Genomic DNA, 24,638 nt, shown 5'->3' with positions numbered 1-24,638 from the left:
CTGCGGGAGAACCCAGATGCGCACTCTGATCAGCTCCGTCTTCGTCTCGCTCGACGGTGTCGTGGAGGCTCCGGGCGGCGAGCCCGGCTACCGGAACTCGGGCTGGACCTTCAAGGAGGTGGAGTTCGTTCCGGAGGCGTACGCGCTCAAGGGCCAGGAGCAGGAGGAGGCCGGCGCGATGCTGCTCGGCCGGGCCAGCTACGAGGCGTTCAGCGCCGTGTGGCCGGACATGGAGGACTTCGCCCGCTACAAGACGCTGCCGAAGTACGTGGTGTCCACGACCCTCACCGAGGACGAGCTGGTCGACAACTGGGGCGAGACCACGATCCTGCGCTCGCTCGACGAGGTCGCCGCGCTGAAGGAGACCGAGGGCGGCCCGATCATCATGCACGGCAGCGCCACGCTGGGCCGTGCGCTGTCGGACGCCGGGCTGATCGACCGGTACCACCTGCTCGTCTTCCCGCTGCTGCTCGGCGCGGGCAAGCGGCTCTTCAGCCAGACGGACAAGGACGCGCAGAAGCTGGAGCTCGTCGAGCACGAGGTGTACTCCAACGGCATCCAGAAGAACGTCTTCGACGTCGTCCGCTAGGGGGTGACCGACGCCGCGTACTCCGCGAGTGCCTCGGTGCGGGTGCGGCGGGCGACCGCCGCGAGCACCGGGTTCGTCTCCCGGTAGTAGTGCTCGGTCACCAGGCCCCAGGCCAGGGCCCAGCCGCGTCCCCGCGCCCAGGTCGCGTCGTCGACGCGGGCCGCCTCGCGGAAGAGCGGGCGGGTGGTGGCGGTGAACAGGGTCCAGGCGGGCATCGTGTCGCAGGCGGGGTCGCCCGTACCGACGCCGCCGAAGTCGATGACGGCGCTGAGGCGGCCCGCGCGGCCGAGCAGGTTGCCCGGCAGCAGGTCGCCGTGGACCCAGACGGGCGGGCCGTCCCACTGCGGGAGCCGCAGGACGGTCTCCCAGGCGGCCGTGGCGAGGTCCGCGTCGATCAGGCCCTCGGCGCCGAAGTCGAGGATCACGCCCGGCAGGTGGCCTTCCTCCCAGTCGGTGACGTGGCCGCCCCGGAAGGACGTGGGCCCGCCGCTCGCGTCGACGGCGCGCAGGGCGGCGCCGAAGCGGCCCAGTGCGACGGCCGCGTGCGCGAGGTCGGTGAGCGGGGTGTCGTACGTGTCGTCGCCGTCGAGCCAGCGGTAGACCGACCAGGGCAGCGGGAACTCGGCGCTCGCCCCGGCCCGCCCCACCGGGACCGGGACGTCGAGCGGCAGGTGCGGGGCGAGCAGGGGCAACCAGCGCTGTTCCTTCTCGACGTGGCGCGCGGCGTACGGGACGCGGGGCAGCCGTACGACGAGGTCGTCGCCGAGGCGGAACATCGCGTTGTCCGTCCCGGCCGAGGTCACGCGCCGTACCGGAAGGCCGGCCCACTCCGGGAACCGCCCGGCGACGAGCCGCGCGACGAGTGACGTGTCGATGTCGAGTTCGCCGGGTTGCATCGGGGTGGCTGCCATACCGGGGAGGCTAACGAGCGTTCGCCGCCACGGGCGAGGCGTTTTCGTGCCCGCCCCGCCCCGCGCCGGTCCCGAGTTCCGAGCCGGACCCGCGCCGGACCCGAGTCCCGAGCCGGACCCGGGCGCCCGCCCCGCCGTCGGAACCCCTACGCGTCCAGGGCCTCGCGCCATGTGCGTACCGCGTTCGCCGAGACCGGGGCCGCCCAGCCCTGGGGGCGGGCCGCGCCGCCGATGTGGAAGGCGTCGAGGCCCGCCGCGCGCAGTTCGGGGAGGTGGTCGAGGCGGAGGCCGCCGCCGACGAGGATCCGGGCCTCGTAGCCGGGCTCGCCCGCGCGGGCGGCCTCGGCCTTGAGGGTCGCCAGGCCGTCGTCGACCCCGGTGGCGGCGCCGGCCGTCAGGTAGGTGTCGAGGCCGGGCAGGTCGGCGAGTCGCTTGCGCAGTCCGTCGCGGTCGGCGGTGCGGTCGATCGCCCGGTGGAAGGTCCAGCGGCAGCCGTCGAGGACGGCGATGAGGCGCTCGACGGCCACGAGGTCGGGTTCGCCGTCGGCGGTGAGGAAGCCGAGGACGAACTCGTCGGCGCCCGCCTCGCGCAGGTCCAGGGCCCGGGTCACCAGGGCGTCGATGCCCTCGGGTCCGCCGGCCGCGAAGCCGTCGGTGAGGCGGAGCATCACGCGCAGCGGGATGTCGACGGCGGCGCGGATGGCGGCGAAGCCGGTCCGGGACGGGGTGAGTCCGTCCGCCGCCATGTCGGTGACGAGTTCGAGCCTGTCGGCTCCACCGGTCTGGGCAGCGACCGCGTCTTCCTCGTCGAGGGCGATCACCTCAAGGACTGCACGGTTGCTCATCGAGCCCATTCCTCCATGAATGCGTCTCTACAGGTCTAGTCCAATGACCAGCCTAGCCGTGTGAGTGGCCTCCCGCATCGTGCGTGGCCTCACCGGCTGCGGGGACGGGCACCTTGTCGCCGGCCGCGGATCCGGTCCCGGCCCCGCCCGCCGTCACCGTGAAGGCCGCCGTCCGCACCTTGCCCTCGTGCTGGAAGTCGAGGAACAGGCGGTACGTGCCCGCGCTGGGCGCCGTCGCCGTGAAGGAGACGTCCGGGCCGGGGCCGCCCTCGTTCGGGTGCACGTGGAGGTAGGCGAGGTCGCCGTCGCGCAGGGCGACGAGATGTCCGTACGCCCCGAGGTACGGCTCCAGGTCGGTGACCGGCTTTCCGGCCTTGGTGACGGTGAGCCGGAGCTCGCCGGCCTTGCCGGGGTTCAGGGTGCCGCCGAGGCGGACCTGGTAGCCGTCGACGGTGGAGGTCGGGGCGACGGCGGGCAGCGGCTTCGGCGCGTACGCCCCCGGTACGGAGAGGTCGACGCCGAGCGTGATGCCCCGGGCGCCGGGCACGGCGGGCTTGAAGTCGGCGAAGGCCTTGTAGCCGCCGGCGCCGGGCAGGTCCGCGGTCACCGACCAGGTGCCGTCGGCCGCCTTCACCGGGTGGAGGTGGCGGAAGGTGTTGAGGTCGCGCGAGGCGACGATGAAGTGCAGTTCCTTGCCGTGCTCGGTGGTGAACGCGGTGACCTTCCTCCCTGCCGAGTCCTTGATGGAGAACTTCAGGGTGCTCCTGCCCTGAGCGGGGACGGGGGTCTCCATGGCCAGGGTGTAGCCGCCCTCGGAGACCTGGAGGCCGCCGGGCGCGTTCGCGGCGGCGGTGCCGGGGGTGTTCGCGGGGGCACCTTCCTCGTGCCCGGCGTGACCGTCCGCCGCCGCGCTCTTCGACGGTGCGGGCGCGGCCGCGTGCTCCCCGTGCCCGGCCTTCTTCGGCTCCTCGACGGGGCCGACACCCGCGCCCACCCCGTAGGCGGCCCCGAAGGTCGCGGCGAGTGCGGCGGCATAGGCAGTGATCTTCGCTCCGGTGTTCATGGCTGCTCTCCCGTACGTGGGCGGTGGCGGCGTCGGTAGCCGTTCGATGCACTTCACCATACCCCTGGGGGGTATCAAGTCAAGCCGGGGAACTGCTTGCGCCAGATACGGGCGGGGGGTATACATGGAATCGAAGCGGATACCCCCCGAGGGTATTCTGCCCCACCGGAACCGACCGAGGAGAAGCCATGGGCTCCTGCTGCACCCCCGACAACAGCTGCTCGACCACCACGGAGGCCACCGCCGTCGCGGTCGCCGACAGCACCGTCACGGTCTACGCCGTCACCGGCATGACCTGCGGCCACTGCAGGACCGCGATCACCAAGTCCGTCAGCGCGCTCGACGGCGTCATCTCCGTCGACGTCGACGTCGACGGCGGCCTCGTCACCGTGACCACGGGCGGCGAGCCCGACGACGCGGCGATCACCGCGGCGGTCGACGACGCGGGCTACGAGCTCACCGGCCGCGCCTGACCGACAGCCCCCTCGGCCGCCGGGGCCCGCCCACCACGCCCGGGCCCCGGCCCCCGACACCCGTACTCACGAGGAGCAGGAAGAGCTAATGACAACGACGACACCGGGCACCGCCCAGGTCGAGCTCGCCATCGGCGGCATGACCTGCGCCTCGTGTGCGGCCCGTATCGAGAAGAAGCTCAACCGGATGGACGGGGTCGAGGCCACCGTCAACTACGCCACCGAGAAGGCGAAGGTCACCTTCGACGCCGACATCGACGTCGCCGACCTCATCGCCACCGTCGAGGCCACCGGCTACACCGCGGCCGAGCCCGCGCCCCCGCGCTCCGAGACCCTCGGCGCCCCCGGCGGCCCCTCCGACGAGGAGAAGGCCGACGAGGAGCTGCGGCCCCTCAAGCAGCGGCTGATCACCGCCGTCGCCCTCGCCGTGCCCGTCATCGCGATGGCGATGGTCCCGGCGCTCCAGATCGAGTACTGGCAGTGGCTGAGCCTCACGCTCGCCGCGCCGGTCGTCGTCTACGCCGCCTGGCCGTTCCACCGCGCCGCCTGGACGAACGCCAGGCACGGCGCCGCCACCATGGACACGCTGATCTCGGTCGGCACGATCGCCGCCTTCCTGTGGTCCCTGTGGGCACTGTTCTTCGGGACCGCCGGGACGCCGGGGATGACCCACCCGTTCGAGTTCACGATCGCCCGCACCGACGGCGCCGGGAACATCTACCTGGAGGCCGCGGCCGGCGTCACCGCCTTCATCCTCGCCGGCCGGTACTTCGAGGCCCGCTCGAAGCGCAAGGCGGGCGCCGCGCTCAAGGCGCTGATGCAGCTGGGCGCCAAGGAGGTCACCGTCCTGCGCGGCGGCCGCGAGGTCACCGTGCCCACCGCCGAACTCCAGGTCGGCGACCGCTTCCTGGTCCGCCCCGGCGAGAAGATCGCCACCGACGGCACGGTCGTCGAGGGCTCCTCCGCCGTCGACGCCTCCATGCTCACCGGCGAGTCCGTCCCGGTCGAGGTCTCCGTAGGCGACTCCGTCACCGGCGCCACCCTGAACGCCGGCGGCCGCCTCGTCGTCGAGGCGACCCGCGTCGGCGCCGACACCCAGCTCGCCCGGATGGCCAAGCTCGTCGAGGACGCGCAGAACGGCAAGGCCGCCGCCCAGCGCCTCGCCGACCGGATCTCGGCCGTCTTCGTCCCCGTCGTCATCGCGCTCGCGCTCGGCACCCTCGGCTTCTGGCTGGGCACGGGTCAGGGGCTGACCGCGGCCTTCACCGCCGCCGTCGCCGTCCTGATCATCGCCTGCCCCTGCGCCCTCGGCCTGGCCACCCCGACCGCCCTCATGGTCGGCACCGGCCGCGGCGCGCAGCTCGGCATCCTCATCAAGGGCCCCGAGGTCCTGGAGACCACCCGCAAGGTCGACACGATCGTCCTCGACAAGACCGGCACCGTCACCACCGGCCGGATGACCCTCATCAAGGTCCACACCGCCGAGGGCACCGACGAGACCGACGTCCTGCGGCTCGCGGGCGCCCTGGAGCACTCCTCCGAGCACCCGATCGCCCAGGCCGTCGCCACCGGTGCCGCCGCCAGGGTGGGGACCCTGCCCGCCCCCGAGGACTTCGCCAACATCCCGGGACTCGGCGTCCAGGGCGTCGTCGACGGCCACGCCGTCCTCGTCGGCCGCGAGAAGCTCCTCGACGAATGGGCCATGGCGCTCCCCGCGGGCCTCAAGTCCGCGAAGGACACCGCCGAGAAGGCCGGCAGGACCGCGATCGCGGTGGCCTGGGACGGCGAGGCCCGCGCGGTCCTGGAGGTCGCCGACGCCGTCAAGGAGACCAGCCCCGAGGCCATCCGGCGGCTGCGGGCCCTCGGCCTCACCCCGATCCTGCTCACCGGTGACAACAAGGCGGTCGCCGAGGCCGTCGCCGCCGAGGTCGGCATCGACGAGGTCATCGCGGAGGTCATGCCGCAGGACAAGGTCGACGTCGTCAAGAAGCTCCAGGCGGAGGGCCGTTCGGTCGCCATGGTCGGGGACGGCGTCAACGACGCCGCCGCGCTCGCCCAGGCCGACCTCGGTCTGGCCATGGGCACCGGCACGGACGCCGCCATCGAGGCCGGCGACCTGACCCTCGTACGGGGAGACCTGCGGGCCGCGGCCGACGCGATCCGGCTCTCCCGCAAGACGCTCGGCACGATCCGCTCGAACCTCTTCTGGGCCTTCGCCTACAACGTGGCGGCCCTGCCGCTCGCCGCGGCCGGACTGCTCAACCCGATGATCGCGGGCGCTGCCATGGCCTTCTCCTCGGTCTTCGTGGTCGGCAACAGCCTCCGTCTGCGGGGCTTCCAGGCAGCCGACCGCTGACGGACATCCACTGATCGACGGGTCCGCCGGTGATTCCACCGGCGGACCCGCCCTTCCCCGCCGAATCTCCGAGGAGCCCGTCGTGGCCGGTTACGGACAGCACAAGGAAGACATCATCAGACGCCTGCGCCGGATCGAGGGGCAGGTCAGGGGGGTGCAGCGGATGGTCGACGAGGACGTCTACTGCATCGACGTCCTCACCCAGGTCTCCGCGATCAACGCGGCCCTCCAGTCCTGCGCGGTGGCGCTGCTCGACGAGCACCTGAGCTGCTGCGTCACGGAGGCCATCGCGCAGGGCGGGGACCAGGCGAAGGTGAAGGTGGGCGAGGCGTCGAAGGCGATCGCCCGGCTGATCCGGACCTGACGAAGTAGCCCGGCGGAATCAACCGCCCTTGTGTGAAGGGCACTCGGCGGACAGCGTGATGCTCAGGCGAAGACAGAGCCCGAGCACCCGCCGGAGGAGCACCAGCTCCGCGGAACCGGGCAGACCGGGGTCGCAGAGCTTCACGCAGGGGCGGTTCCGCAGGGAGGTCGTCATCCCGCCATCGTACCCCTGGGGGGTATACCTGGGCGGGGGAGGCGGCCCGTACCATGAGCCGCCCGTAGGGGGAGGGGATGCACGTGCGCCGGCTGGGAGAGCTGGAGGCCGAGATCATGGACCGGCTGTGGGCCTGGCAGCGGCCCGCCACGGTCCGCGAGATCGTCGACGACATCAACCGCGGCCGACGGGTCGCCTACACGACCGTCATGACCGTCGCGGACATCCTGCACCGCAAGGGCTGGCTCCGCCGCGAGAAGGCCGGCCGGGCCTGGCTGTACGAGCCCGTCCGCAGCCGCGAGGAGTACACCGCCGGACTGATGCGGGACGCCCTCGGCGACAGCCAGGACCGCCCCGCCGCCCTCCTCAGGTTCGTCGAGGTCATCTCGGACGAGGACATGGACGCCCTCGACGCGGCCCTCCGCGCCGCCCGCGGCGACCACGACCCGGACCTCGGCGGCGGGAGCGGCGCGTGAACGTGAACCATCACGTCCTCGTCCCGCTCGGCCTCGTCGTCCTCACCGGTTTCCTCGTCCCCTGGCTGCTCGTCCGGGCACGCTGGGCCCAGCAGGCGCCCCGGCTCGCCCTGGGCGTGTGGGCCGTGTGCGGCGCCGCCTTCGCCGTCGCGACCGCCCTGCTGCCGGCCCAGCTGGTCCTGTCGAGCGCCAGCAGCCACCGCCTCGCGGACATGATGTTCGCGTTCGAACCGCCCACGGTCGAGCAGCTCCTGGGGCTCGACGGGCGCGAACGGTTCGCCTTCGCGCTCTCCCTCACCGTGCTCTCGATGCCCGCCGCCGCGTTCGTCCGCCGGCTGGTCAGGGCCCGCCGGGTGCGGGTGCGGCACGCGGGGGTGCTGCGGCTCGTCGGACGGTACGACCCCGCGCTGCGGGCGACCGTCCTCGACGACGAGCGCCCCGCCGTGTACTGCCTGCCGGGCCGCTCGCGCCGGGTCGTCGTCTCCTCGGGCGCGGTGGACGCCCTCACGCCCGCCCAGCTCGCGGCGGCGCTCGCGCACGAGCGGGCCCACATCGCGGGGCGGCACCATCTCCTCGTCGCCGCGTCGGAGGCCTTCGCGGCCGTGTTCTCCCGCCTGCCGCTCGCCCGGCACGGGGAGGGCTGCGTACCGCTGCTGCTCGAAATGGCGGCGGACGACCGGGCGTTACGCCGGTGCACCCGGGACGCGCTCGCCACGGCGCTGTACGCCCTCGCGTCGGGGCGGGCGCCGCGGTCGGCGTTCGCGGCGGGCGGGCCGTCGGCGGCGCTGCGGATGCGGCGCATCCTCACTCCGCACAGCGCCGGGCATCCCGTCCTGCGCGGCCTGATGACCATCGCGGCCGCGGGTCTCGCGATGGCGCCCTTGATCGTCGCGTGCTGTTCCTTCCCCGGTTAATCGACGCACTTCAGTACGTCCGATCAGTACGCCCGACCTGCCGAACAGCTCTATTTACTAAGCGAATTCGTAGATTTCGCATCGGTCACGGACAACTGAATTCCCCGCTATTGTGGGTATGTTGGGGCTCGGGCTCGGCACGTCGAAGGGTACAGAACCGATGCAGCTGGCTGGCGTTCGGACGGCCGCGGCCGGCGATGCGACGACGATATCCAGGCTGCTTGCCGACGTCATTCGGAGCAGCTACGCGGGAATCCTGGACGAAATCCCGATGCGGCGACTGATCTCCGCACAATGCGCACTCCCCCGCATACGCGCGGAAATTGAAATTCCCGGGGGCGCACCCGGCTGGCTCGGCTGGCTCGTCGCGACCGACACGGAGGGCGCGGTCGTCGGTGTCGCCGCGGGCGGTGTCCCGGTGCCGGGCGAGGGCGAGGTGTACGCCCTCGCGGTGGCGTCCGGCTCCCGCCGCCGGGGGGTGGGTACGGCCCTGCTGGCGGCGGCCACGGACCGGATGCGGAGCTTCGGGGCACGGGACCAGCGGGTGGAACTCCCCGCCGAGGCGGACCCGGCGCTGCCCTTCTACACCCACCTGGGCTTCGCCGCCCTCTCCGCCCGACGCTGGAGCAGAACGCTGTAGCGACAGCCGTACTCCTGGGCGTGGCAGATCCACGCCATCGCGTGTTCACGCAGCCCGATCCGGTGGATCGGGGCTCCTCCCCCAGGTCAGGATGGGTCCAGCGACGCGGGCCCCGGCGGCACGGGTACCTCGTCCGGACGGCATGGACCGAGCGAGCCCCTGGAGGAGCGATGCACACACCGAGCGGCACTTCCCTGCCCGTCGTGCCCGCAGCGTTCGCTCCGGTCCTGCCGTCCCGATACGGCCGGGAGCCGGAGCCCGCCCCCGGGGCCGGCGTCCGGGTCACCTCGGACACCCTGCCCGGGCTCGAATCCGTCTCCCCCGCCGACGAGAACTCCGTCTGGCTGCACGACGCCCTGCTCGGCCCGCACAGCGCGGACATCGTCCGGTATCTCAGCCTCGCCCGCTCCACCGGCGGACCCGTTCTGGACCTCGGCTCCGGCGCCGGACGGCTCGCCGTCCCGTTCGCCCGGCACGGCTTCGCCGTGGAAGCCGTGGACCGGGACGCCTCGGCCCTCGAGCGCCTCGACGGCTGGGCCCGCCGGATCGGTCCGCAGGTGGCCGGGCTCGTCGTCACCCGCCGGACGGACCTCACCGACCTCCGGCTCGACGGCAGCTACCGGCTCGCGCTGCTCGCGGGCGCGATGGTCGCCGCCGTACCCCCGGCACGGCGGCCCGGGCTGCTGCGGGAGGTGGCGTCCCATCTGCAGACGGGCGGGGCGCTCGCCCTCGACTACACGGCGCACCAGCTGCCGGGGCTCATCGCGGAGCCGCAGCGGACCTGGGCGTTCCAGGTGCCCCGATTCGACGGCATCGACGAATGGGTGGTGGCCCGGCAGGTCTTCGACCTGCCGTCGATGAGCGAGCGGATCACGTACTACGCGGCGAGGACCGGGAAGCTGTCCACCGAGCGGGTCGTGCTGACCACCGACAAATGGATCGTCGAGCCCGAGCGGCTCGCGGCGGAACTGCACTCGGCGGGCCTGCACATCGAGGGCCGGCGGCGCCACCGGATCGACGAGCGGACCGAGTCCGTCCTGCTCGTGTGCCGGACGGACGGCTGAACGGCGGACGGCTGTACAGCGGCCGACTGAACGGACGGACGAAGAGCCCTGACGGGGTTGACGAGCAAGAGGTACGATGCCCACAAAAGTTTGAGCCGACCAGATGGCGGGCGGGCGGAGAAGATGGCAGTCGTGGAAGAGCTGACGGGCCGCGAGGCGGTGATCCAGCGCCTGCGCGATGTCGGGCTGCGGGTCACGGGCCCGCGCCTGGAGGTGCTCACGGTGCTCGCCGCCGGCGGCCATCTCGACGTCGAGGCGATCACCACGACCGCCCGCGAGCGACTCGGCACGCTGACCAGCCAGGCCGTGTACGAGATGCTGCGGCACTTCCAGGAGACGGGCCTGGTCAGCAAGTTCGACCGGCCCGGCCTGCCCGCCGTCTTCGAGATCTCGGGACCCGCGCACCAGCACGCGCTGTGCACGGTGTGCGGCCGCGTGGAGAACGTCGCGGCGGCCGCGCCGGCGACGCCCGACGGCGCCCTTCCGGAGTGGCGCGTGGACGACGCGGAGGTCGTCTTCAAGGGCCTGTGCCCCGACTGCCGGGCGAGCGCCCCCGCCGCCTGACCCGCGGCCGGGTGTGCGGGAGCGCCTGTGATCCGTACGCGGATCGCATGGCCGGCGCCGGGCATGTCGTCGGCCGCCGTACGCGCGACGGCGGTCAACTCCGTGCGTGTCGTTCGATTTTGTGGCAGGGTCTAGCGGGGCGATTCAACAGGATCCGCGTGGATCCGAGGGGAGTCTGCTGCGCCGTGTCCAGAAACGCCGCCGTGTCCCGCGCGGGCAGCGAGCAGGCTCTCGCCGTCTACCAGGAGCTCCGCACCCGCCCCGGCACCACCTTCGACCAGGTCGCGGACGGCCTGGACCTCTCCGCCGAGGAGCGGGAGCGGTGTCGCGGGGAACTCGCCTCCTTAGGACTCACCACCTCGGGCCGCTCCGGTGACCGGACCGTCGTCGACCCCGACGTCGCGCTGCTGCGGCTGCTCCGCCGGGAGCGTGACCGGCTCCAGGAGCGCCTCGCCGCGACCAGCCGCGCGCACACCGCCCTCGAATCCCTCGCCGGACCATTCCTGCGCGCCGGGGCAGTGCCCCGCTCCGAGGTCGAGGTGGAGATCGTCACCGACCCGCAGCGGGTGCTGCGCGAGCTGACCGAGCTCACGGAGTCCGTCCGTAGCGCCGTCCACGTCATGCACACCGGGTCCGTGCGCCGTGAGGACATGGACGCCGAGCTGGACCGGGACCGCTGCCGGGCCGCCCGCGGAGTGCGGGTCCGCGCCATGTACAGCCGGCGGGTCGGCACCGTGCCCGAGATGACGCAGCACCTGGCCGACCGGGCCGCGCTCGGCGTCGAGCTGCGGCTCTCCCCCGTCGTCCCGATGAACATGGTCCTCGCCGACGAGAACTTCGCCCTGCTGCCGACGGACCCGCACGACCCGGACTCGCCCACCATCCTGGCCCGCGGCCCCGGCCTCGTCCGCTCCTACCTCGCCCTGTACGAGTACTGCTGGCAGGCGGCCTCCCGGTACGGCGAGGAGCCCGGCAGGAGCGGCGGTGACGGCGACGGACTGTCCGACCAGCAGCGGGCCGCGCTGCACATGCTGGCCTCGGGCATCAAGGACGAGCAGATCGCGCGGAGCCTCGGGGTGTCGCTCCGGACCGTCAGCCGGCTGCTCTCGGAGGTCATGCAGGAGCTGGGCGCGGCGAGCCGCTTCGAGGCGGGGGTGAAGGCGGCGCGGCTCGGACTGCTCGACGGCGAGGGGCCCGAGCAAGTGGCCTAGTACGAGGAGTTCCGGTGCGACACGGTAGGTGCAGGTACGGGTACGGGCATTGCACGACGGACTCCCGCCGAGCCGTATGACAAGGTGAGGGCGGGGCGACTCGGAGGATGAGGGGGTCACTTCGCCATGGTCACTGCGGGCGACGGCATCGGGGACGGCACGACCGAGGTCCTGCTTGCCGTGTACCAGGAGCTGCGCCGCCGGGGCGTCTCGGACTTCGAGGAGGTCCGCAGGGAACTCGGGCTCGCGCCGGAGGAGTACGAGCGATGTCGCGGCGAACTCCTCACCCTGGGACTGATCGTGCCGACGGGCCAGGCGCATGCCACCATCACGGCCGTCCAGGACGGCAGCTGGCGCTCCGAGACGGACACGGTGGCGGCGATCGATCCGGAGATCGCGCTGCTCAGGCTCCTGGAGCGGGAGCGTGAGCGGCTGCGGGAGCACCTGGCGGAGGCGGACGAGGCGTACAGCACGCTGGAGATCCTCGCGGGTTCCTATCTGCGGGCCGAGGCGCTGACGAAGGCGGAGGCGCACGTGGAGGCGCTCACCGACTACCGCAGGATCCAGCAGGCCATCGAGGACATCACCGATGTGATGCAGGAGAGTTCGGCGGCGCTGCATCCGGGGATGCCGGGGCGGCAGAACCCGGACCGGATGCTCGACCGGGACCGGCGGCAGATCGCCAACGGGGTGCGGGTGCGGGCCATCTACGGCCGGCAGGAGGCCACGGACCCGCAGATGGAGAAGTTCCTGGGGCAGCGGGCGGAGCTGGGCGTGGAGATCCGGCTGGCCCCCGTGGTCCCGATGAACCTGATCATCGCCGACCAGCAGTTCGCCCTGGTGCCGATCCGGCCCGAGGAGCCGGGCGAGGGCGCGATCCTGGCGCGGGGCAGCGCGCTGGTGCGGCCGTATCTGAGCCTGTACGAGCACTGCTGGCACACGGCGACGCCGTACGGCAACGAGGCGACCTCCGAGGCGGGGGGCGACGGTCTTTCGGAGCAGCAGCGGGCGGCGCTGCACATGCTCGCCTCGGGGATGAAGGACGAGCGGATCGCGCGCACGCTCGGGGTGTCGCTGCGGACGGTCAGCCGGATGATCTCGGAGCTGATGCAGGAGCTGGGCGCGACGAGCCGTTTCGAGGCGGGGGCGCGTGCCGTGCGGCTCGGCTGGCTGGACTGACGGCCGGAATTCGGGAATTGGCGGAGGCACGGACAGGAGTACGGCGCGGGGCCGCATCCCGGGCGGTCGTGACGGAGGCGGAAATACCGGGGCCCCACAATCGTGGCAGCGATTGAGGGGCCCGGCGGCGCAAGAATATGTCCGGTGAAATTCCGGCGGAATGACGTCAGTTGGTCGGGGAGGGCTTCGGCGGAACGACCGGCCAGCCGTTGTCCTCGGCGACGCCGGCGACGGTCTGCGGGGTGACCGGGTGGTCGCTGTCGGAGCCGACGGCGAAGGTGGCGCCGCCCGCGACGGCGGTACAGGCGGCCACCGCGACCAGGAGCTGACGGACGGTCTTGCGGATTCCGGCGTTCTGCGCAACGGACATGATTCCTCCAGGACTTGGAATGTGAATTCCGCCTTCCGGGGGCCCGTGCCGCCGGGCGTTCCCTGAAGACATCTCCATTCTGTCCCGGCCCCCGAATCGAATCCATAGTTCGTCTCTGCGTGGACTCGCCATGGCGTGGATGCGTCAATCCGCCTTCTCCACAACGGAATTGGCAAATCCGGAGCTCCCCATATCTTTGGTCGAACCAAAAGAGATGCTAGACTTGAGCTACGGCCTTCTCGTTCCTCCAGGAGAGAGGGGCCGTCGGGGCAGGGGCGTGCCGCCGCCCCTGCCCCACCACCCGCTCCCCACCCGGGAACACCGGCCGGCGCGTCTCCGCCAGCGCCCCCCGGTACACCTCGACGGTGCGCGCGGCCGACGCCCGCCAGCTCATCCCGTGCGCATGCCGCACCGCCGCCTCCCCCATCGTCCCCACCAACTCCGGGTGCGCCGCGAGCCGGCCCAGCCGGCGCGCGTACTCCGCCGGGTCGTGACCCCGCACCAGCATCCCCGTCACCCCGTCCCACACCGCCGTCGACAGACCGCCGACCGCCGCCGCGAGCACCGGAGTCCCACAGGCCTGCGCCTCCAGGGCCACCAGGCCGAACGACTCGCTCCGCGAGGGCACCACCAGGACGTCCGCCGCCCGGTACCAGTCCGCGAGCCGCACCTGCGGCACGGGAGGGCATGACCGCAGCACGTCCGTCACCCCCAGATCCGCGGCGAGCTGCCACGCCGACCCCTCGCGGGTCGCGCCCGAATGCCCGCCGACCACCGGCACCAGGAGCCGGCGACGCAGGTCCGGGGACTCCCGAAGCAGCTCCGCGACCGCTCGTACGAGCACGTCCGGGCCCTTCAACGGCTGTATGCGGCCCGCGTACAGCGGTACGAACGCGTCGGCCGGCAGCCCGAGACGGGCCCGCGCCGCCGCCCGCCCGTCGCCCGGGTGGAAGGTCCGCAGATCCACCCCCGGACGCACCACCTCGGTCCGCTCCTCCTCCGCCCCGTACAGCGACCGCAACGCCTCCGCCTCGTCCGCCGTGTTCGCGATCAGCCGGTCCGCGGCGCCCGCCACCTGGTGCTCGCCCCTGACCCGCAGCTCCGGCTCGGGGGTGTCGCCGGCGGCGAGCGCGGCGTTCTTCACCCGGGCCAGGGTGTGGGCGGTGTGCACCAGCGGGATCCGCCAGCCCACCGAGGCGATCCGGCCCGCCTGCCCGGAGAGCCAGTAGTGCGAATGGACCAGGTCGTACCGCCGCTCCTCCTTGAGCAGGGCCAGCGAGAACGGCACCACCAGATCGGGCATGGCCTCCTTGGGCAGCGCCCGGCGCGGCCCCGCGTGCAGATGCCGGACCCTCACCCCGGGGGCGAGCTCGACGAGCGGGGGCATGCCCTCGCCCCGGCAGCGGGTGAACAGATCGACCTCCGCGCCCTGTTCGGCCAGGGCGCGGGAGAGCTCGACCATGTAGACGTTCATGCCGCCGGCGTCCCCCGTCCCGGGCTGGTGGAGCGGGGAGGTGTGGACGCTGAGCATGGCGACGCGCAGGGACACGAGGGGCTCCTGAGGGGAGGGAAGCCACGTGCCCCTGCGCGTCGCTCGCGCGCACGGTCACGCGGCAGGGTGGGGGATCGGACACGGGTTGCCGGATCGCCGGGCTGTCCGGCTCCTGGGCTACGTGCTACTGGGCTACTGGGCTACTTAGTTGCTTAGTAGTAGGAGCCGTCGAGAGGATCAGAATCCGAAGACGGGACCCGACGGGGGTGCCAGACGGGTCCCCGGGAGGGGGGCCGTCAGGGCATGCCAGTCGACCGGGCGTCCAGGCGCCGCCTGGAGCGCCGCCGCCAGCCGGTCCGCACCCTCCGGCATCACCGGCCGAGACCACGCCGACAGAGCCGACGCCACCGCCAACTGGGCGGCCAGCGCCGGGAGATGACGGCAGGAGGTGCTGGGCCGGCAGCGCTCGTGGGCGTTGACATGACCGAAGTCGGCAGCCGAACGGACCATCTCGTCCAGGACGGCGACCGCCCGGCGCGGGTCGAAGGCATCGGGGCCGTACGCCTCACGCAGGTCGTCCACGCCCCGGTGCAGCCGCCGCTCCAGGATCTCCCAGCCGGTGCCGCCGGGCAGCGCCTGCGGGGCGAGGCCGCCGCACTCCTCCCGTACGGCCGCGAAGAGCCGGGACAGCCAGCTGTTCCAGCTCTCGTCCAGCTCGCGGCGGGCGGCGGCGAGCCGCTCCCGCTGGAAGACGGTGCGGCGGCCCAGCGGGCGGGCCTGGAGGACATGGCGGCGCAAGGTGTCGGAGCCGTACTCGGTGAGCAGGTCGAGCGCCCACACGTTGCCCTCCTGGACGCCCTCCTCGATGACGTACGACTCGTTGACGTTGAAGTCCTGCGGCAGCTTGATGTCCTGGGCGAGGAGCAGCACCGGCAGCAGCACGGCGTGGCAGAAGGCGTGCCCGAAACCGCAGAAGTGGATCGCGCGGCGGGGCAGCGGGCCCGTCACGTCGTAGCCGAAGAGGTGCATCGCGGCGGCCTCGAAGCAGCCGTCGATCCGGTGGTCGGGGAAGCCCTCGAGGGGCACCTGGAGACCCCACTCGGCCGGGTGGCCGACCGCGATGTCCGGCAGCCCGTCCTCGACGAGCGACTCGCACAGCGCGGCGAGCCGCGGCGGCAGCCCGGCCGTCGCCCAGTAGTCGGCGAGCGTCTCCCGGAACGGCTCCAGAGGTACGTAGAGCCGGCGGCAGCGGCGGGCCACCGCCGGGGTGTCGCAGAGCGCGCAGCGGGCGCCGATGAGGTCGCCGCCGTCGTTCGGCCGCGCGCACTCGTGGCACATGCCGCCGTCGCTGACCGCACCGCAGTGCGGGCAGGTGCCGGTGGCGTGCGCCCCGTACAGCCAGCGGTCGCACGGCTCGCAGTACGGCAGGAGGCGGGTGCGCGGGGCGATGACGCCCTGCGCGAAGAGCCGCCCGAAGAGGTCCTGCACCCAGCGTCCGTATCCCTTGTCGCGGCGCGGACGCACGATGTGGTCGAACTCCACGCCCGACCGCAGCCAGTCCGCGGTGATCGCGGCCCGGTAGCCCTCCGCGACCTCCTCGGGCTTGCGGTGGTGACGCAGCGCCCGCACCTCGACGGAGCTTGCGTGATCGGCGGTACCGGTGGTGAACCGGACGGCCTCGCCCTCGGCGCGCAGATAGCGGGTGAGGACGTCGGCGGCGACGTACGGCCCGGCGAGGTGGCCGATGTGGAGTTCGCCGTGGGTGGCGGGAGGGGTCGCGGTGATCCAGACAGGGGTGCTCATGGGACCTCCTTGACGCTGTGGTGCGGTGGGCTTCAGCGGTCGCGTACGCGGAGCGCTGTCGGCGCAGGGCGGGTCAGCGGGCTCGGGCTCGAACGGGTGGCGGGGGTCAGCGGGGCTCGAAGTGGAAGGAGCGGATGAAGCAGTCGCGGGGCTGCTCGACCGCGTAGACGATGCATTCGAAGAGCGCCTGCGTCGTCAGCTTCTCGTCGGGTGCGATTCCGTCCGGATTCGAGCCGTCCCATTCCGCGAAGCGCGGGTCGGAGGTCGAGAAGTCGGGCGGGAAGAGAGAGAACACACGGACGCCGGAGGGGCGGAGGCGCCGCGAGAGGATGTCGGCGAATCCCGCCTGGGCGCTCTTCGCCGCCCAGAAGGCCTCGTGGGCGGCGCCGGCGGCCGCGGAGGCGCCCTCGGCGTCGCGGACGGCGACCATGTTGACGATGTCGGGCCGCAGCGAGCCGCGCAGCAGGGGCAGGAAGTGCTTCACCATGAGGACCGTGCCGCCGGCCGTCGACTCGATCGTCTCGACGATCTCGGCGTCGCTGGCCGCCTCCAGGTCCATGCCGTCGAGCCAGCGGGCGCCGTTGTTGACCAACAGGTCGACGCGGTCGGTGTGTTCGCCGACGCAGGCGGCGAACTCCCGGATCTCGGCGGGCCTGCTGAGGTCGCAGCCGAACGCGTGGATACGGTCACGGGCCGAGCCCATGACTTCGGTACGGGTGCGTTCGGCGGCCTCGACGGTCCGCGCCGAGACATAGACCTCGGCCCCGAGATGCGCGAATCCGACGGCGAGCGCGCGACCGAAATAGCGGGACGCTCCGGTCACGACGACACGCAGATTCTCGAATTTCATGTGTGTCTGCTCTCCCCACGGATACCGATGGCCGGTCCATTGCAGCGTGGCAGAGGAAAGGGACTCCGGGCCTGGTGAGAGGGGTGCGCGTTCACGCCGTTGCGTGGACACGCCACGGCAGCACAAGCCTTTCGAGGAGCTCGGCGCGCTTGTGGTGGACGCGGACGCGGTCGGGTCCGGTCGAGACGGTGACGGTACCGCCGGGGGTACGGACCTCGCCGTCCACCGGCGGCACGACGGTCCCGTCGAGCGCACCGGCCGCGGCGAGGGCGGCGGCTCCGGTGAGCGCGAGCCGGGGATGCCAGCCGCCGACCGTGAGCGCCCGGACGTCGATCCCGTCGCGGCCGGCGGCGAAGGCGGCGATCTTGGGCAGCGCGGAGTGCGGCGGATGGCCGAGGAGCCGGGCGGCGTGGGCGCGGAGCCCTTCGAGCCGCCCCCGGAGCCCCTCCTCGGGAAGGTGCCGGGCATCGACGAAGACGTACGGATTGCCGTAGCGGACGAGCGAGACGGGAACCCCGTCGAGGAGGTCGAGGGGGCGGCCGGTGGGAAGGGTGCCGGGGGCCGTGGGGGGACGGAGGAAGCTGAGGGTGTACGCCCCCCGGCCGGGCTCGCGCTCGCACAGAACGGTGTCGCCGGTGGTCACGGAACGGACGGTGACGGGACCGGGGCGGCCGTCCGCGACGACGCAGGCGAGAAGGGAGTGGCCGCAGCCGGCTCGGAAGTCGAAGCCGCCGGAGGGGAGGGCCTGGACGAAGCGGTAGTCGAGGCGGCCGGGACCCGCCGGACCGTACAGCGCGATCTTGCCGATCCCGGCGTGGGCCGTACCGACGAGCGCGTGGCGCAGCCGCGCCAGCTCCCCGCCGAGGGCGAGCGCCCCCTGGGGGAGCTGGTCGAGCCGGAGGACGAGAGTGGGCCCGGGGGCGTCGTCAGCGCGAACGAGACGACCCTCCACCCTCGTCGTGGGCGCACGTTCCGCGGGGGCGGAGCGTGCGCCCACGCGGAGGTGGGGGGGCGCGGGCGGGTCGAGCGCGGGGGCCGCGGCCCGGGCGGGGGCGGGACGAAGGGGTCCCGGGAGGTCAGGCTGCACAGCCGGCTGGGATGCGCATGCCCTGGACCACCTCCGTCCACAGTTCGTGGACCGCCAGGGCCCAGAGCGCCTGGGCGTCGTGGTGCGAGGGACGTTCCCGGTGGCGCGTGAGGAGCTTCTGCACGCGGTCCGCGCGGACCTTGCCGCCCAGGACCAGACGGGCCGGGGACAGGAGTTCCCGGACCGTTTCCAGGAGTGGGCTGCCCGGTGCGAGCATCGCCGACAGCGGCAGGGTGAAGGGCTGCTTGGGGCGGCGCAGGACCGCCGAGGGCAGCAGTTCCGCGCCCGCCCCGTACAGCGCCCGCTTCCCCGTCCGCGCCGCCGTCGGCAGCGCACGCGCGTGCGTCACCACCGCCGGCTGGCAGAACGGCATCCGCGCCTCGACCGCCCACGCCATCGACAGGTGGTCCACGCGCCGCAGGTGGTACGCGGGCAGGCGCCAGCGCGTCTCGAAGGCCGTCATCGCGGTGAGCCGGTCCTCGCCGACCGCCTCCGCCGAGCGCAGCTCCTGCTCGATGCGGTCGGCCGCCGAGCCCTGATCGGCGATGTGGGCACGGTAGTTGGCGGTGTACAGGTGCTCGCGGAGGAGCCGCGGCGCCGCCGAGAGCGCGTCCGCGTACGTTCCCGCCCAGTCCGTGCCCGCCGGTGCCGCGAGCGCGGCGCGCATCCGGTCGTACCCGCCGAAGAGTTCGTCGGCGCCGTCGCCGGTCAATGCGACGGTGAAGCCGCTCTCGCGGACGGCGCGGAACAGGGCGTACGTGGAGAGGGCGATGGGGTCGGCGTTGGGCTGGCCGAGGTGGCGGACGGTCCGGGTGAGGAGGGAGCCGATCTCGTCGGGGTCGACGGCGACCTCGTGGTGCACGGTCCGGGTCCGGCGCGCGACGGAACGGGCGTACGCCGCCTCGGAGTCGGGCCATCGCCCCCGATAGGTGAGGTGGAAGGTGTGCAGCGGCGGCGCATCGGACTCGCGGGCGTGTTCGGCGGCGAGCGCGGTGACGAGCCCGGAGTCGAGGCCGCCGCTGGTGATGGCGCAGACGGGCACCTCGGCCTCGGCGAGCCGCCGCACCTCGTGCCGCAGGACGTCCTGGGTGTCGCCGACGGGTGTGATCCGGTGCGGCCCGCGGCGGCGCACGACGGGTGCGGCGCCGGGCCGGACGAAGGCGGTGGCTCCGGGCGGCAGGACACTGACGCCGTCGAGGGCGGTGTGCGTGGAGAAGGACGTACGGGTGGCGAGGAGCGTGTCGAGGGAGTCCTCGCGCGGGGAGATCCGTACCCCTTCGAAGGCGAGGAGCGCGGGGATCTCGGAGGCGAACCGGGTGGATCCGTCGTACGGGTCGTGGTGGAGATGGATCGGCTTCATGCCCATGTCGTCGACGGCGAGGACGAGTCGGGTGCTGCCGGGGCGCAGGTCGAGGATCGCGACGGCGAACATGCCGTCGAGGTGCTCGGCGAAGGAGGGCCCGTACTCGGCGTAGAGCGCGGGCAGCAGCGTGCCGTCGCAGCGGTCGGGGAAACGGTGGCCGCGGGCGGCGAGGGTGCGGCGCAGCTCGGCGTGGTTGTAGATCTCGCCGTTGAGGACGGCGAGGACGCCGGGGAGGTGCGGCAGCCGGTAGGGCTGCTGCCCGCCGCAGGGGTCGGTGACGGCGAGCCGGTCGCAGCCGAGGGACCAGCCGGGTCCGGTGAGCACGGCGTGCTCGTCGGGTCCGCCGTGACGCTGGCGGGCCGACACGGCGGCGAGTTGCGCCGGGTCGGGGCGGTCGGCGTGGGCCGCCGCTCCGGCGGCGAAGGAGCCGAGAATCCTGCACACAGCGGTCACCCTCCAAGCACATCACTCACCCGTACAACCCAATGATTTGAATCTACCAAGTTTTTGAATGGCGCGTAAGTGCCATGTCCTGTTCACGCCACGGCTTGGCCTTGCGACGCCCTCGTCGCCCCCAACAGGCTGGCCCCATGAGGGACATGGAGGACTACGACCACACCGCCCGCACCGCGCCCGAATCGCTGCTCGTCGTGGCCGCGCACCCCGACGACATCGAGTTCTGCGTCAGCGGCACCGTCATGCAGTGGATCGAACGCGGCACCCGCGTCACGTACTGCATCGTCACGGACGGCGGTGCCGGCGGTTACGACGACAGGCTCCCCCGCCAGGCGATGGCGGATCTGCGCCGCGCCGAACAGGTCCACTCCGCCAAGCTCAGCGGCGTCGCGGACGTCCGCTTCCTCGGCTACCCCGACAGCTTCGTGGAGGCCTCCGTGGAACTCCGCCGCGATCTGTGCCGGGTGATACGGGAGGTACGGCCGCAGCGCGCGATCATCCCCTCCCCCGAGATCAACTGGTCGCGGGTCGCCGACCTCCACCCCGACCACCGCGCCGTCGGCGACGCATGCCTGCGCGCGGTCTACCCCGAGGCCCGCAACCCCTTCGCCCATCCCTCCCTGCTGAAGGAGGAGGGCCTGGAGCCGTGGACCGTCCACGAACTGTGGCTGATGACCGGCCCCACCCCGAACCAGTACGTGGACGTCACCCCGGTCTTCGACCGCAAGGTCGAGGCGCTGCGCATCCACACCTCCCAGACGGCCCACTTCGACGACCTCGCGGGCCTGCTGCGCACCTGGCTCGGCGAACACGCGACGGCGGGCGGGCTGCCTGCGGGGCGGATGGCGGAGGCGTTCCAGATCGTGCACATCGACTGAGCGCGGGCCGCCGCCGGGCGGTACCGGCCGCCTTGTGGCCTCCAGGGACGCGTGAGACCGTGAGCGGCACACGTGGGGGCGCGTGCGACCAACACGCGTGTGACGAGGGGACGTTGACGCCATGGGGATCGAGCTCGACAGCGCAACCCGGCTCATGGTCCAGAAGTACGGCCTGTCCTGGCCGGAGGTCGACGAGGACGGGTACGCCCTCCTGACGGCCGATCTGGACTCCTTCGCCGCGCTCATCGACGAGGACACCGCGGTCGCCGGCAAGCACATGGAGCGCCTGATCTCCTCCGGGAAGGGCGAAGCGATCAACGCTCTGACGGAGCGCTGGGACCGGGTCAGGAGGGACGACATGACGCCCCTCGGCGCCTCGGCCCGGGCGCTGGCACTCAGGGTGAAGGCCCTGCCGCACGCGATAGCCGTCCTCAAGGCGTCCGTCGTGAGCACGGCCGTCGCGCTCGCCTCGGAAGAGGCCAGAGCCGACCTCTCGGTGGGCGCCGATCCGGCAGGCCCGGCCATGACCGCGAGCACGAACGCGGAGAGGGCGCGGCGGGCCAACGCCGACTACCGGTCGGACGTCCAGAGCCTCTGGAAGTCGCTCCAGTCCGTGCTCACGGACCCTGCCGTGATCGCCCTGGAGAAGATCCCCGCCGATCTCGCGGGCACGTCCCGGGACGGCGGGGGCGGGTCCGGCGGGTCCCCCTGGAAAGGTGTCTTCGACGGAGCGGCGAGCGGCGCCGAGAAGGGGATCGGCAGCGGCATCGGTGCCGGCGCCGCGGGCGGCGCGGCTCACGGCCGCGCGATCGGCAGCGTCCTGAAGGTGGACCACGAGGAGCACCGGCTCGCGGCCCGCAAGATCGCCGAGGTCGGCGGCCGGGTCCGCGGCGACACCGGCCCCAAGCTGAACGCGGCCGTCGGAGATCACGGCACCGTCAAGGGCAGCGGCTCCCTCGGTACCGACCTGGCCGAGGCCGTCGATCTGGTCCTCGACCGGCTCGGCGCGGCCATCACCGCTGTCGGCGACCATCTGAGCGGTGCGCTGCCCGACGCGATCCTGCTGGTGTCGAGCAGTCAGCAGGACACGGACGACGGCTACGCGCAGCGCATGGCGCAGCTGGACTGAGGAGGGAACCGGTTCCTCCGCGTGAGCGGTGGGTACGTGGCGCGCATGTCGAAGGGCCGGCGTCGGTTCTTCCTTGCCGTCTTCGTCGTCTGGACGGTCCTCACGCTCCAGTGGACGGACGCCGGCTGCGACTACCCGGAGGCGTACCTCGCCGTGGTGCGCTTCGGAACCCCGGAGGGCCCGGAATTCCTGCCGGCCTGCGCGGGTGAGCGCTGCTCGTACGCGCACGAGCACCGCACGCGCACCGCACACGCGTCGCACGCGCGGACTCCCAGGAACGACCCTACGATCGAGGTATGACCTCTCGCCGCGGTGCGTCGCTGTCGCTCTGGTCGCGGGACTCGTTCCTGTCCGTCGCCTCGGTCGGATCGACGCTCTCGATCGGCTCGGTCGGGTCGTTCCTCTCCGTCGGCTCCGTCGGTTCGGCGATGTCGGCCGGCTCCGTGGGCTCCTGGGCGAGCCTCGGCTCGCTGCTCTCGGCCCAGTCGTGCTGGTCCGTGCTGTCCTGGCGCTCGCGCCGGGGCGTGCTCGCGGCGGGCGCGGTGCTCGCGGCCGCGGTCACGGTCGCGGGAGCCGTGGCGGTGTCGGCCTCGACGTCGGGGTCCGGATCGCTCAGGCCGTCGCGTCGATCTTGTCCTTGAGCGCGGTCAGCAGCCCCTGCACGAGTCCGATCGTCGCCTCGTCGACGCGGTTGCCGTCGGCGTCCGACATCTCGCCGAGCATCCGCGTCACCAGGACGGTCAGGGCGCCGGCGCACACGTACGAGACGAGGATGCCGGGACGGGCCCGGCGGCGGCGATCCCGAACCCCGAACCGACGAAGAGCCCGGCGCCGATCGCACCGCCCAGCGCGATCATGGCCAGATGCCTCTGCCGCAGACCGGCGCCGAGTACCCGCCTTGTCATGTTTCCCCCTGAATTCCGGACGGTCAGCGGAGGAGCTTCGCCGCTGATCCCCGGGAAGGGCAAGCCGGTTCGGGACATGGAGCCGGTTCGGGCCGACTGTTGGGATGTCAGCCGTCTTCCGCGATGCGCTTGATGTCCGCGAGGCGGCGGTCCCAGTCGGCGGCCAGGGCCGACATCCAGCGGGCCGTCGCGTCGAGCGCGGCCGGGCGGACCGCGTAGCGGACCTCCCGGCCGACGCGCGAGGCGGAGACGAGGCCGGCGGCCTCGAGCACGGTGAGGTGCTTGACGATCGCCTGGCGCGAGACGGGGAGGCGGGCGGCGAGCGCGGTCGCGGTGGCCTCCCCCTGCTCGGCGAGCAGGTCGAGCAGCCGACGCCGGGTGGGTTCGGCGAGGGCGCCGATCACGCTGTCGGTGGAGGAAAGGGACGAAGCCGAGGACGCCGGGGAAGCAGAGGGCCCAGAGGGCCCAGAGGACGCGGACGGGCTGGAAGAGGCGGGGGACGACTCGGCCGACTCGTCCCCCGCCCTGTCCGACGGCTCTGGGATCACGACGACGGAGCCTGCTCTGCGCGCTTCTTGAACGCGGCCATCACCTCGGGCCAGCCGCCGGTGTTGTCCCGTACGGCCTTGGCCCGCAGCTCCTCCGACCCCGGCAGCGACGCGAAGCCGCTCTCGACGACGCGGAGGCGCGTACCGCCGCCCTCCTCGGTGAGGGTGAACTCGACGAGGGTGGTGTTGTCGTCGGTCAGCTCCTGCCCGGAGAAGGCACTGGCCCAGCGGTAGGCGACGTAGGTCGGCGGATCGACCTTCTCGACGCGGACGGGGAAGTCGCCGTGGACGGAGTTGACGGCGCGCATCGACTCGCCCTCCTTCGCCACGGTCCCGGCCACGGTTCCTTCGTCGGCCACCCAGAACCCGGGCTGGGCGACGAGGGTCCAGACACGCTCCAGGGGCGCGTCGATCAGGGTTTCGCGCTCGATCCGGTCCTCGCTCATGGGGGACTCCTTCTTCGCGTAGGGAGCGTCACACGGAAGTGACTGCAACCCCAGAGTTGCACACGCCCCCTTCACTCGCAACCGTACGGTTGCGCCTCGGGTGGTCGGTCCGTGCGCGCGGATGCTCGCCCCTACGCGCCCCGGAGCGTCCCGAGCCGTTCCGCACCGGCCTCCGGGGCGGACCGCTCGGCGGACGGGTCCGTCACCGGCCAGGCTGTTTCCAGGCGGTTGTCCGGGTGGTCCGGTGCGCCCGTCCAGCGGAGGAACGTGGTGCGGGCCGGTCCCGCGAAGGTGAAGCCGTGCTCGGCGATCCAGTTCGCCACGGCGTCGTACGCGGTGAGGACCGCGGGAAAGGACCGGACGAACGCCGGCCCGGTGAAGGCGAGCGGCCCCCGTCCCGCGACCGCGTACATCTCCTCGTACGCGGTGCGCAGAAACGGGTCCAGGCCGTGGGTGGTCGACCGTCTCGCCGCGTACGAGGACGCGTT

Annotated in this window: 28 protein-coding genes and 1 pseudogene; 14 read left to right on the top strand and 15 right to left on the bottom strand. The window is 72.7% G+C overall.

What is annotated here, in order from left to right; all coding sequences use genetic code 11:
• The first annotated feature begins 16 nt into the window (after positions 1-16).
• Positions 17-589 (top strand): dihydrofolate reductase family protein, encoded by a 573-nt coding sequence (locus IF00_RS0126295; RefSeq protein WP_030322100.1) that lies wholly within the window; start codon positions 17-19, stop codon positions 587-589.
• On the opposite strand, the gene IF00_RS0126290 is transcribed toward IF00_RS0126295, so the two are convergent.
• The 3 genes from IF00_RS0126290 to IF00_RS0126280 form a co-directional block, all read right to left on the bottom strand.
• Entirely contained in the window at positions 586-1,500 is a 915-nt protein-coding gene (locus IF00_RS0126290; RefSeq protein ID WP_030322098.1) for an aminoglycoside phosphotransferase family protein, read from the bottom strand. The genes IF00_RS0126295 and IF00_RS0126290 overlap by 4 nt on opposite strands.
• A 146-nt stretch (positions 1,501-1,646) precedes the next feature.
• Positions 1,647-2,345: a copper homeostasis protein CutC gene (locus tag IF00_RS0126285; RefSeq protein ID WP_030322096.1), complete on the bottom strand. Its 699-nt coding sequence runs from the start codon at positions 2,343-2,345 to the stop codon at positions 1,647-1,649.
• 52 nt (positions 2,346-2,397) lie between these two features.
• The gene (locus tag IF00_RS0126280) at positions 2,398-3,408 is read right to left on the bottom strand and encodes a hypothetical protein (protein WP_030322094.1); all 1,011 of its coding nucleotides are present in this window, start codon (positions 3,406-3,408) and stop codon (positions 2,398-2,400) included.
• A gap of 188 nt (positions 3,409-3,596) precedes the next feature.
• Here IF00_RS0126280 and IF00_RS0126275 point away from each other — a divergent pair, with 188 nt between their 5' ends.
• From IF00_RS0126275 to IF00_RS0126265, 3 genes are all read left to right on the top strand, one after another.
• A complete protein-coding gene (locus IF00_RS0126275) occupies positions 3,597-3,881 on the top strand; it encodes a heavy-metal-associated domain-containing protein (protein WP_030322092.1) in 285 nt (94 codons plus the stop codon).
• Positions 3,882-3,969: 88 nt separating this feature from the next.
• On the top strand, positions 3,970-6,237 hold the full coding sequence (locus IF00_RS0126270; RefSeq protein ID WP_030322090.1) for a heavy metal translocating P-type ATPase: 2,268 nt from the start codon (positions 3,970-3,972) through the stop codon (positions 6,235-6,237).
• A gap of 10 nt (positions 6,238-6,247) precedes the next feature.
• On the top strand, positions 6,248-6,601 hold the full coding sequence (locus IF00_RS0126265; protein ID WP_449336563.1) for a metal-sensitive transcriptional regulator: 354 nt from the start codon (positions 6,248-6,250) through the stop codon (positions 6,599-6,601).
• An 18-nt stretch (positions 6,602-6,619) separates the two neighbouring features.
• Here the strand turns inward: IF00_RS0126265 and IF00_RS45775 are convergent, their stop codons facing one another.
• Complete coding sequence (locus IF00_RS45775; RefSeq protein ID WP_158710525.1) at positions 6,620-6,775, bottom strand: hypothetical protein; 156 nt, start codon at positions 6,773-6,775, stop codon at positions 6,620-6,622.
• 83 nt (positions 6,776-6,858) lie between these two features.
• Between IF00_RS45775 and IF00_RS0126255 the strand changes: the two genes are divergently transcribed.
• From IF00_RS0126255 to IF00_RS0126225, 7 genes are all read left to right on the top strand, one after another.
• A complete protein-coding gene (locus tag IF00_RS0126255) occupies positions 6,859-7,251 on the top strand; it encodes a BlaI/MecI/CopY family transcriptional regulator (protein ID WP_037639131.1) in 393 nt (130 codons plus the stop codon).
• Positions 7,248-8,165, top strand: coding sequence for a M56 family metallopeptidase (locus tag IF00_RS0126250; RefSeq protein WP_245234641.1), 918 nt, complete (start codon positions 7,248-7,250; stop codon positions 8,163-8,165). The genes IF00_RS0126255 and IF00_RS0126250 overlap by 4 nt, the downstream gene beginning before the upstream one ends.
• Before the next feature lie 271 nt (positions 8,166-8,436).
• Entirely contained in the window at positions 8,437-8,805 is a 369-nt protein-coding gene (locus IF00_RS0126245) for a GNAT family N-acetyltransferase (protein WP_245234640.1), read from the top strand.
• Positions 8,806-9,008: 203 nt separating this feature from the next.
• Positions 9,009-9,869 (top strand): SAM-dependent methyltransferase, encoded by an 861-nt coding sequence (locus IF00_RS42840; RefSeq protein WP_158710524.1) that lies wholly within the window; start codon positions 9,009-9,011, stop codon positions 9,867-9,869.
• Between the two features lie 132 nt (positions 9,870-10,001).
• The gene (locus IF00_RS0126235) at positions 10,002-10,433 is read left to right on the top strand and encodes a Fur family transcriptional regulator (protein ID WP_030322080.1); all 432 of its coding nucleotides are present in this window, start codon (positions 10,002-10,004) and stop codon (positions 10,431-10,433) included.
• Positions 10,434-10,618: 185 nt separating this feature from the next.
• Positions 10,619-11,644 carry a helix-turn-helix domain-containing protein gene (locus IF00_RS0126230; protein ID WP_030322078.1) on the top strand — a complete coding sequence of 342 codons (1,026 nt, stop codon included), beginning with the start codon at positions 10,619-10,621 and terminating at the stop codon, positions 11,642-11,644.
• Between the two features lie 126 nt (positions 11,645-11,770).
• The gene (locus IF00_RS0126225; RefSeq protein WP_030322076.1) at positions 11,771-12,823 is read left to right on the top strand and encodes a helix-turn-helix transcriptional regulator; all 1,053 of its coding nucleotides are present in this window, start codon (positions 11,771-11,773) and stop codon (positions 12,821-12,823) included.
• 166 nt (positions 12,824-12,989) lie between these two features.
• Here the strand turns inward: IF00_RS0126225 and IF00_RS0126220 are convergent, their stop codons facing one another.
• From IF00_RS0126220 to asnB, 6 genes are all read right to left on the bottom strand, one after another.
• A complete protein-coding gene (locus tag IF00_RS0126220; RefSeq protein ID WP_030322074.1) occupies positions 12,990-13,193 on the bottom strand; it encodes a hypothetical protein in 204 nt (67 codons plus the stop codon).
• Between the two features lie 217 nt (positions 13,194-13,410).
• Complete coding sequence (gene mshA / locus IF00_RS0126215) at positions 13,411-14,724, bottom strand: D-inositol-3-phosphate glycosyltransferase (RefSeq protein WP_051820633.1); 1,314 nt, start codon at positions 14,722-14,724, stop codon at positions 13,411-13,413.
• A gap of 198 nt (positions 14,725-14,922) precedes the next feature.
• A complete protein-coding gene (locus IF00_RS0126210; RefSeq protein WP_030322071.1) occupies positions 14,923-16,488 on the bottom strand; it encodes a class I tRNA ligase family protein in 1,566 nt (521 codons plus the stop codon).
• A gap of 106 nt (positions 16,489-16,594) precedes the next feature.
• A complete protein-coding gene (locus IF00_RS0126205; protein WP_030322069.1) occupies positions 16,595-17,338 on the bottom strand; it encodes an SDR family oxidoreductase in 744 nt (247 codons plus the stop codon).
• A 91-nt stretch (positions 17,339-17,429) separates the two neighbouring features.
• Complete coding sequence (locus tag IF00_RS42835) at positions 17,430-18,290, bottom strand: 2-methylaconitate cis-trans isomerase PrpF family protein (protein WP_051820625.1); 861 nt, start codon at positions 18,288-18,290, stop codon at positions 17,430-17,432.
• Positions 18,291-18,414: 124 nt separating this feature from the next.
• Positions 18,415-20,241 carry an asparagine synthase (glutamine-hydrolyzing) gene (gene asnB / locus IF00_RS0126195; protein ID WP_245234639.1) on the bottom strand — a complete coding sequence of 609 codons (1,827 nt, stop codon included), beginning with the start codon at positions 20,239-20,241 and terminating at the stop codon, positions 18,415-18,417.
• A gap of 137 nt (positions 20,242-20,378) precedes the next feature.
• Here asnB and IF00_RS0126190 point away from each other — a divergent pair, with 137 nt between their 5' ends.
• From IF00_RS0126190 to IF00_RS0126180, 3 genes are all read left to right on the top strand, one after another.
• A complete protein-coding gene (locus IF00_RS0126190) occupies positions 20,379-21,122 on the top strand; it encodes a PIG-L deacetylase family protein (RefSeq protein WP_245234638.1) in 744 nt (247 codons plus the stop codon).
• Positions 21,123-21,243: 121 nt separating this feature from the next.
• A complete protein-coding gene (locus IF00_RS0126185; protein WP_030322061.1) occupies positions 21,244-22,251 on the top strand; it encodes a hypothetical protein in 1,008 nt (335 codons plus the stop codon).
• Between the two features lie 21 nt (positions 22,252-22,272).
• Entirely contained in the window at positions 22,273-22,551 is a 279-nt protein-coding gene (locus IF00_RS0126180) for a hypothetical protein (RefSeq protein WP_158710523.1), read from the top strand.
• Here IF00_RS0126180 and IF00_RS48080 read toward each other — a convergent pair.
• The 5 genes and pseudogenes from IF00_RS48080 to IF00_RS47125 all read right to left on the bottom strand — a co-directional run bounded on the left by IF00_RS48080 (position 22,535) and on the right by IF00_RS47125 (position 24,563).
• Positions 22,535-22,813 (bottom strand): hypothetical protein, encoded by a 279-nt coding sequence (locus IF00_RS48080; RefSeq protein ID WP_030322057.1) that lies wholly within the window; start codon positions 22,811-22,813, stop codon positions 22,535-22,537. The two genes, IF00_RS0126180 and IF00_RS48080, sit on opposite strands and share 17 nt — an antisense overlap.
• Before the next feature lie 137 nt (positions 22,814-22,950).
• Positions 22,951-23,234, bottom strand: a pseudogene (locus IF00_RS44025) (amino acid transporter); the annotation flags it as partial.
• Positions 23,235-23,263: 29 nt separating this feature from the next.
• Positions 23,264-23,560 (bottom strand): ArsR/SmtB family transcription factor, encoded by a 297-nt coding sequence (locus IF00_RS0126165; protein ID WP_030322054.1) that lies wholly within the window; start codon positions 23,558-23,560, stop codon positions 23,264-23,266.
• 140 nt (positions 23,561-23,700) lie between these two features.
• Complete coding sequence (locus IF00_RS0126160; protein WP_030322052.1) at positions 23,701-24,150, bottom strand: SRPBCC domain-containing protein; 450 nt, start codon at positions 24,148-24,150, stop codon at positions 23,701-23,703.
• 131 nt (positions 24,151-24,281) lie between these two features.
• Positions 24,282-24,563, bottom strand: coding sequence for a hypothetical protein (locus IF00_RS47125; RefSeq protein WP_245234649.1), 282 nt, complete (start codon positions 24,561-24,563; stop codon positions 24,282-24,284).
• Positions 24,564-24,638 lie beyond the last annotated feature (75 nt).

The sequence above is a fragment of the Streptomyces flavochromogenes genome, from assembly GCF_000717595.1.
GTDB lineage: Bacteria > Actinomycetota > Actinomycetes > Streptomycetales > Streptomycetaceae > Streptomyces > Streptomyces flavochromogenes.
Note: the sequence above shows the minus strand (reverse complement) of the source record. Positions and strands in the feature narration are given on the sequence as shown.

Bases quoted from the DNA above. Each gene is read 5' to 3' on its own strand.
- IF00_RS0126295 (WP_030322100.1), top strand. From the start codon at position 17: ATGCGCACTCTGATCAGCTCCGTCTTCGTCTCGCTCGACGGTGTCGTG.
- IF00_RS0126290 (WP_030322098.1), bottom strand. From the start codon at position 1,500: ATGGCAGCCACCCCGATGCAACCCGGCGAACTCGACATCGACACGTCA.
- IF00_RS0126285 (WP_030322096.1), bottom strand. From the start codon at position 2,345: ATGAGCAACCGTGCAGTCCTTGAGGTGATCGCCCTCGACGAGGAAGAC.
- IF00_RS0126280 (WP_030322094.1), bottom strand. From the start codon at position 3,408: ATGAACACCGGAGCGAAGATCACTGCCTATGCCGCCGCACTCGCCGCG.
- IF00_RS0126275 (WP_030322092.1), top strand. From the start codon at position 3,597: ATGGGCTCCTGCTGCACCCCCGACAACAGCTGCTCGACCACCACGGAG.
- IF00_RS0126270 (WP_030322090.1), top strand. From the start codon at position 3,970: ATGACAACGACGACACCGGGCACCGCCCAGGTCGAGCTCGCCATCGGC.
- IF00_RS45775 (WP_158710525.1), bottom strand. From the start codon at position 6,775: ATGACGACCTCCCTGCGGAACCGCCCCTGCGTGAAGCTCTGCGACCCC.
- IF00_RS0126245 (WP_245234640.1), top strand. From the start codon at position 8,437: ATGCGGCGACTGATCTCCGCACAATGCGCACTCCCCCGCATACGCGCG.
- IF00_RS0126225 (WP_030322076.1), top strand. From the start codon at position 11,771: ATGGTCACTGCGGGCGACGGCATCGGGGACGGCACGACCGAGGTCCTG.
- IF00_RS0126220 (WP_030322074.1), bottom strand. From the start codon at position 13,193: ATGTCCGTTGCGCAGAACGCCGGAATCCGCAAGACCGTCCGTCAGCTC.
- mshA (WP_051820633.1), bottom strand. From the start codon at position 14,724: ATGCTCAGCGTCCACACCTCCCCGCTCCACCAGCCCGGGACGGGGGAC.
- IF00_RS0126210 (WP_030322071.1), bottom strand. From the start codon at position 16,488: ATGAGCACCCCTGTCTGGATCACCGCGACCCCTCCCGCCACCCACGGC.
- IF00_RS0126205 (WP_030322069.1), bottom strand. From the start codon at position 17,338: ATGAAATTCGAGAATCTGCGTGTCGTCGTGACCGGAGCGTCCCGCTAT.
- IF00_RS0126190 (WP_245234638.1), top strand. From the start codon at position 20,379: ATGAGGGACATGGAGGACTACGACCACACCGCCCGCACCGCGCCCGAA.
- IF00_RS0126185 (WP_030322061.1), top strand. From the start codon at position 21,244: ATGGGGATCGAGCTCGACAGCGCAACCCGGCTCATGGTCCAGAAGTAC.
- IF00_RS0126160 (WP_030322052.1), bottom strand. From the start codon at position 24,150: ATGAGCGAGGACCGGATCGAGCGCGAAACCCTGATCGACGCGCCCCTG.
- IF00_RS47125 (WP_245234649.1), bottom strand. From the start codon at position 24,563: ATGTACGCGGTCGCGGGACGGGGGCCGCTCGCCTTCACCGGGCCGGCG.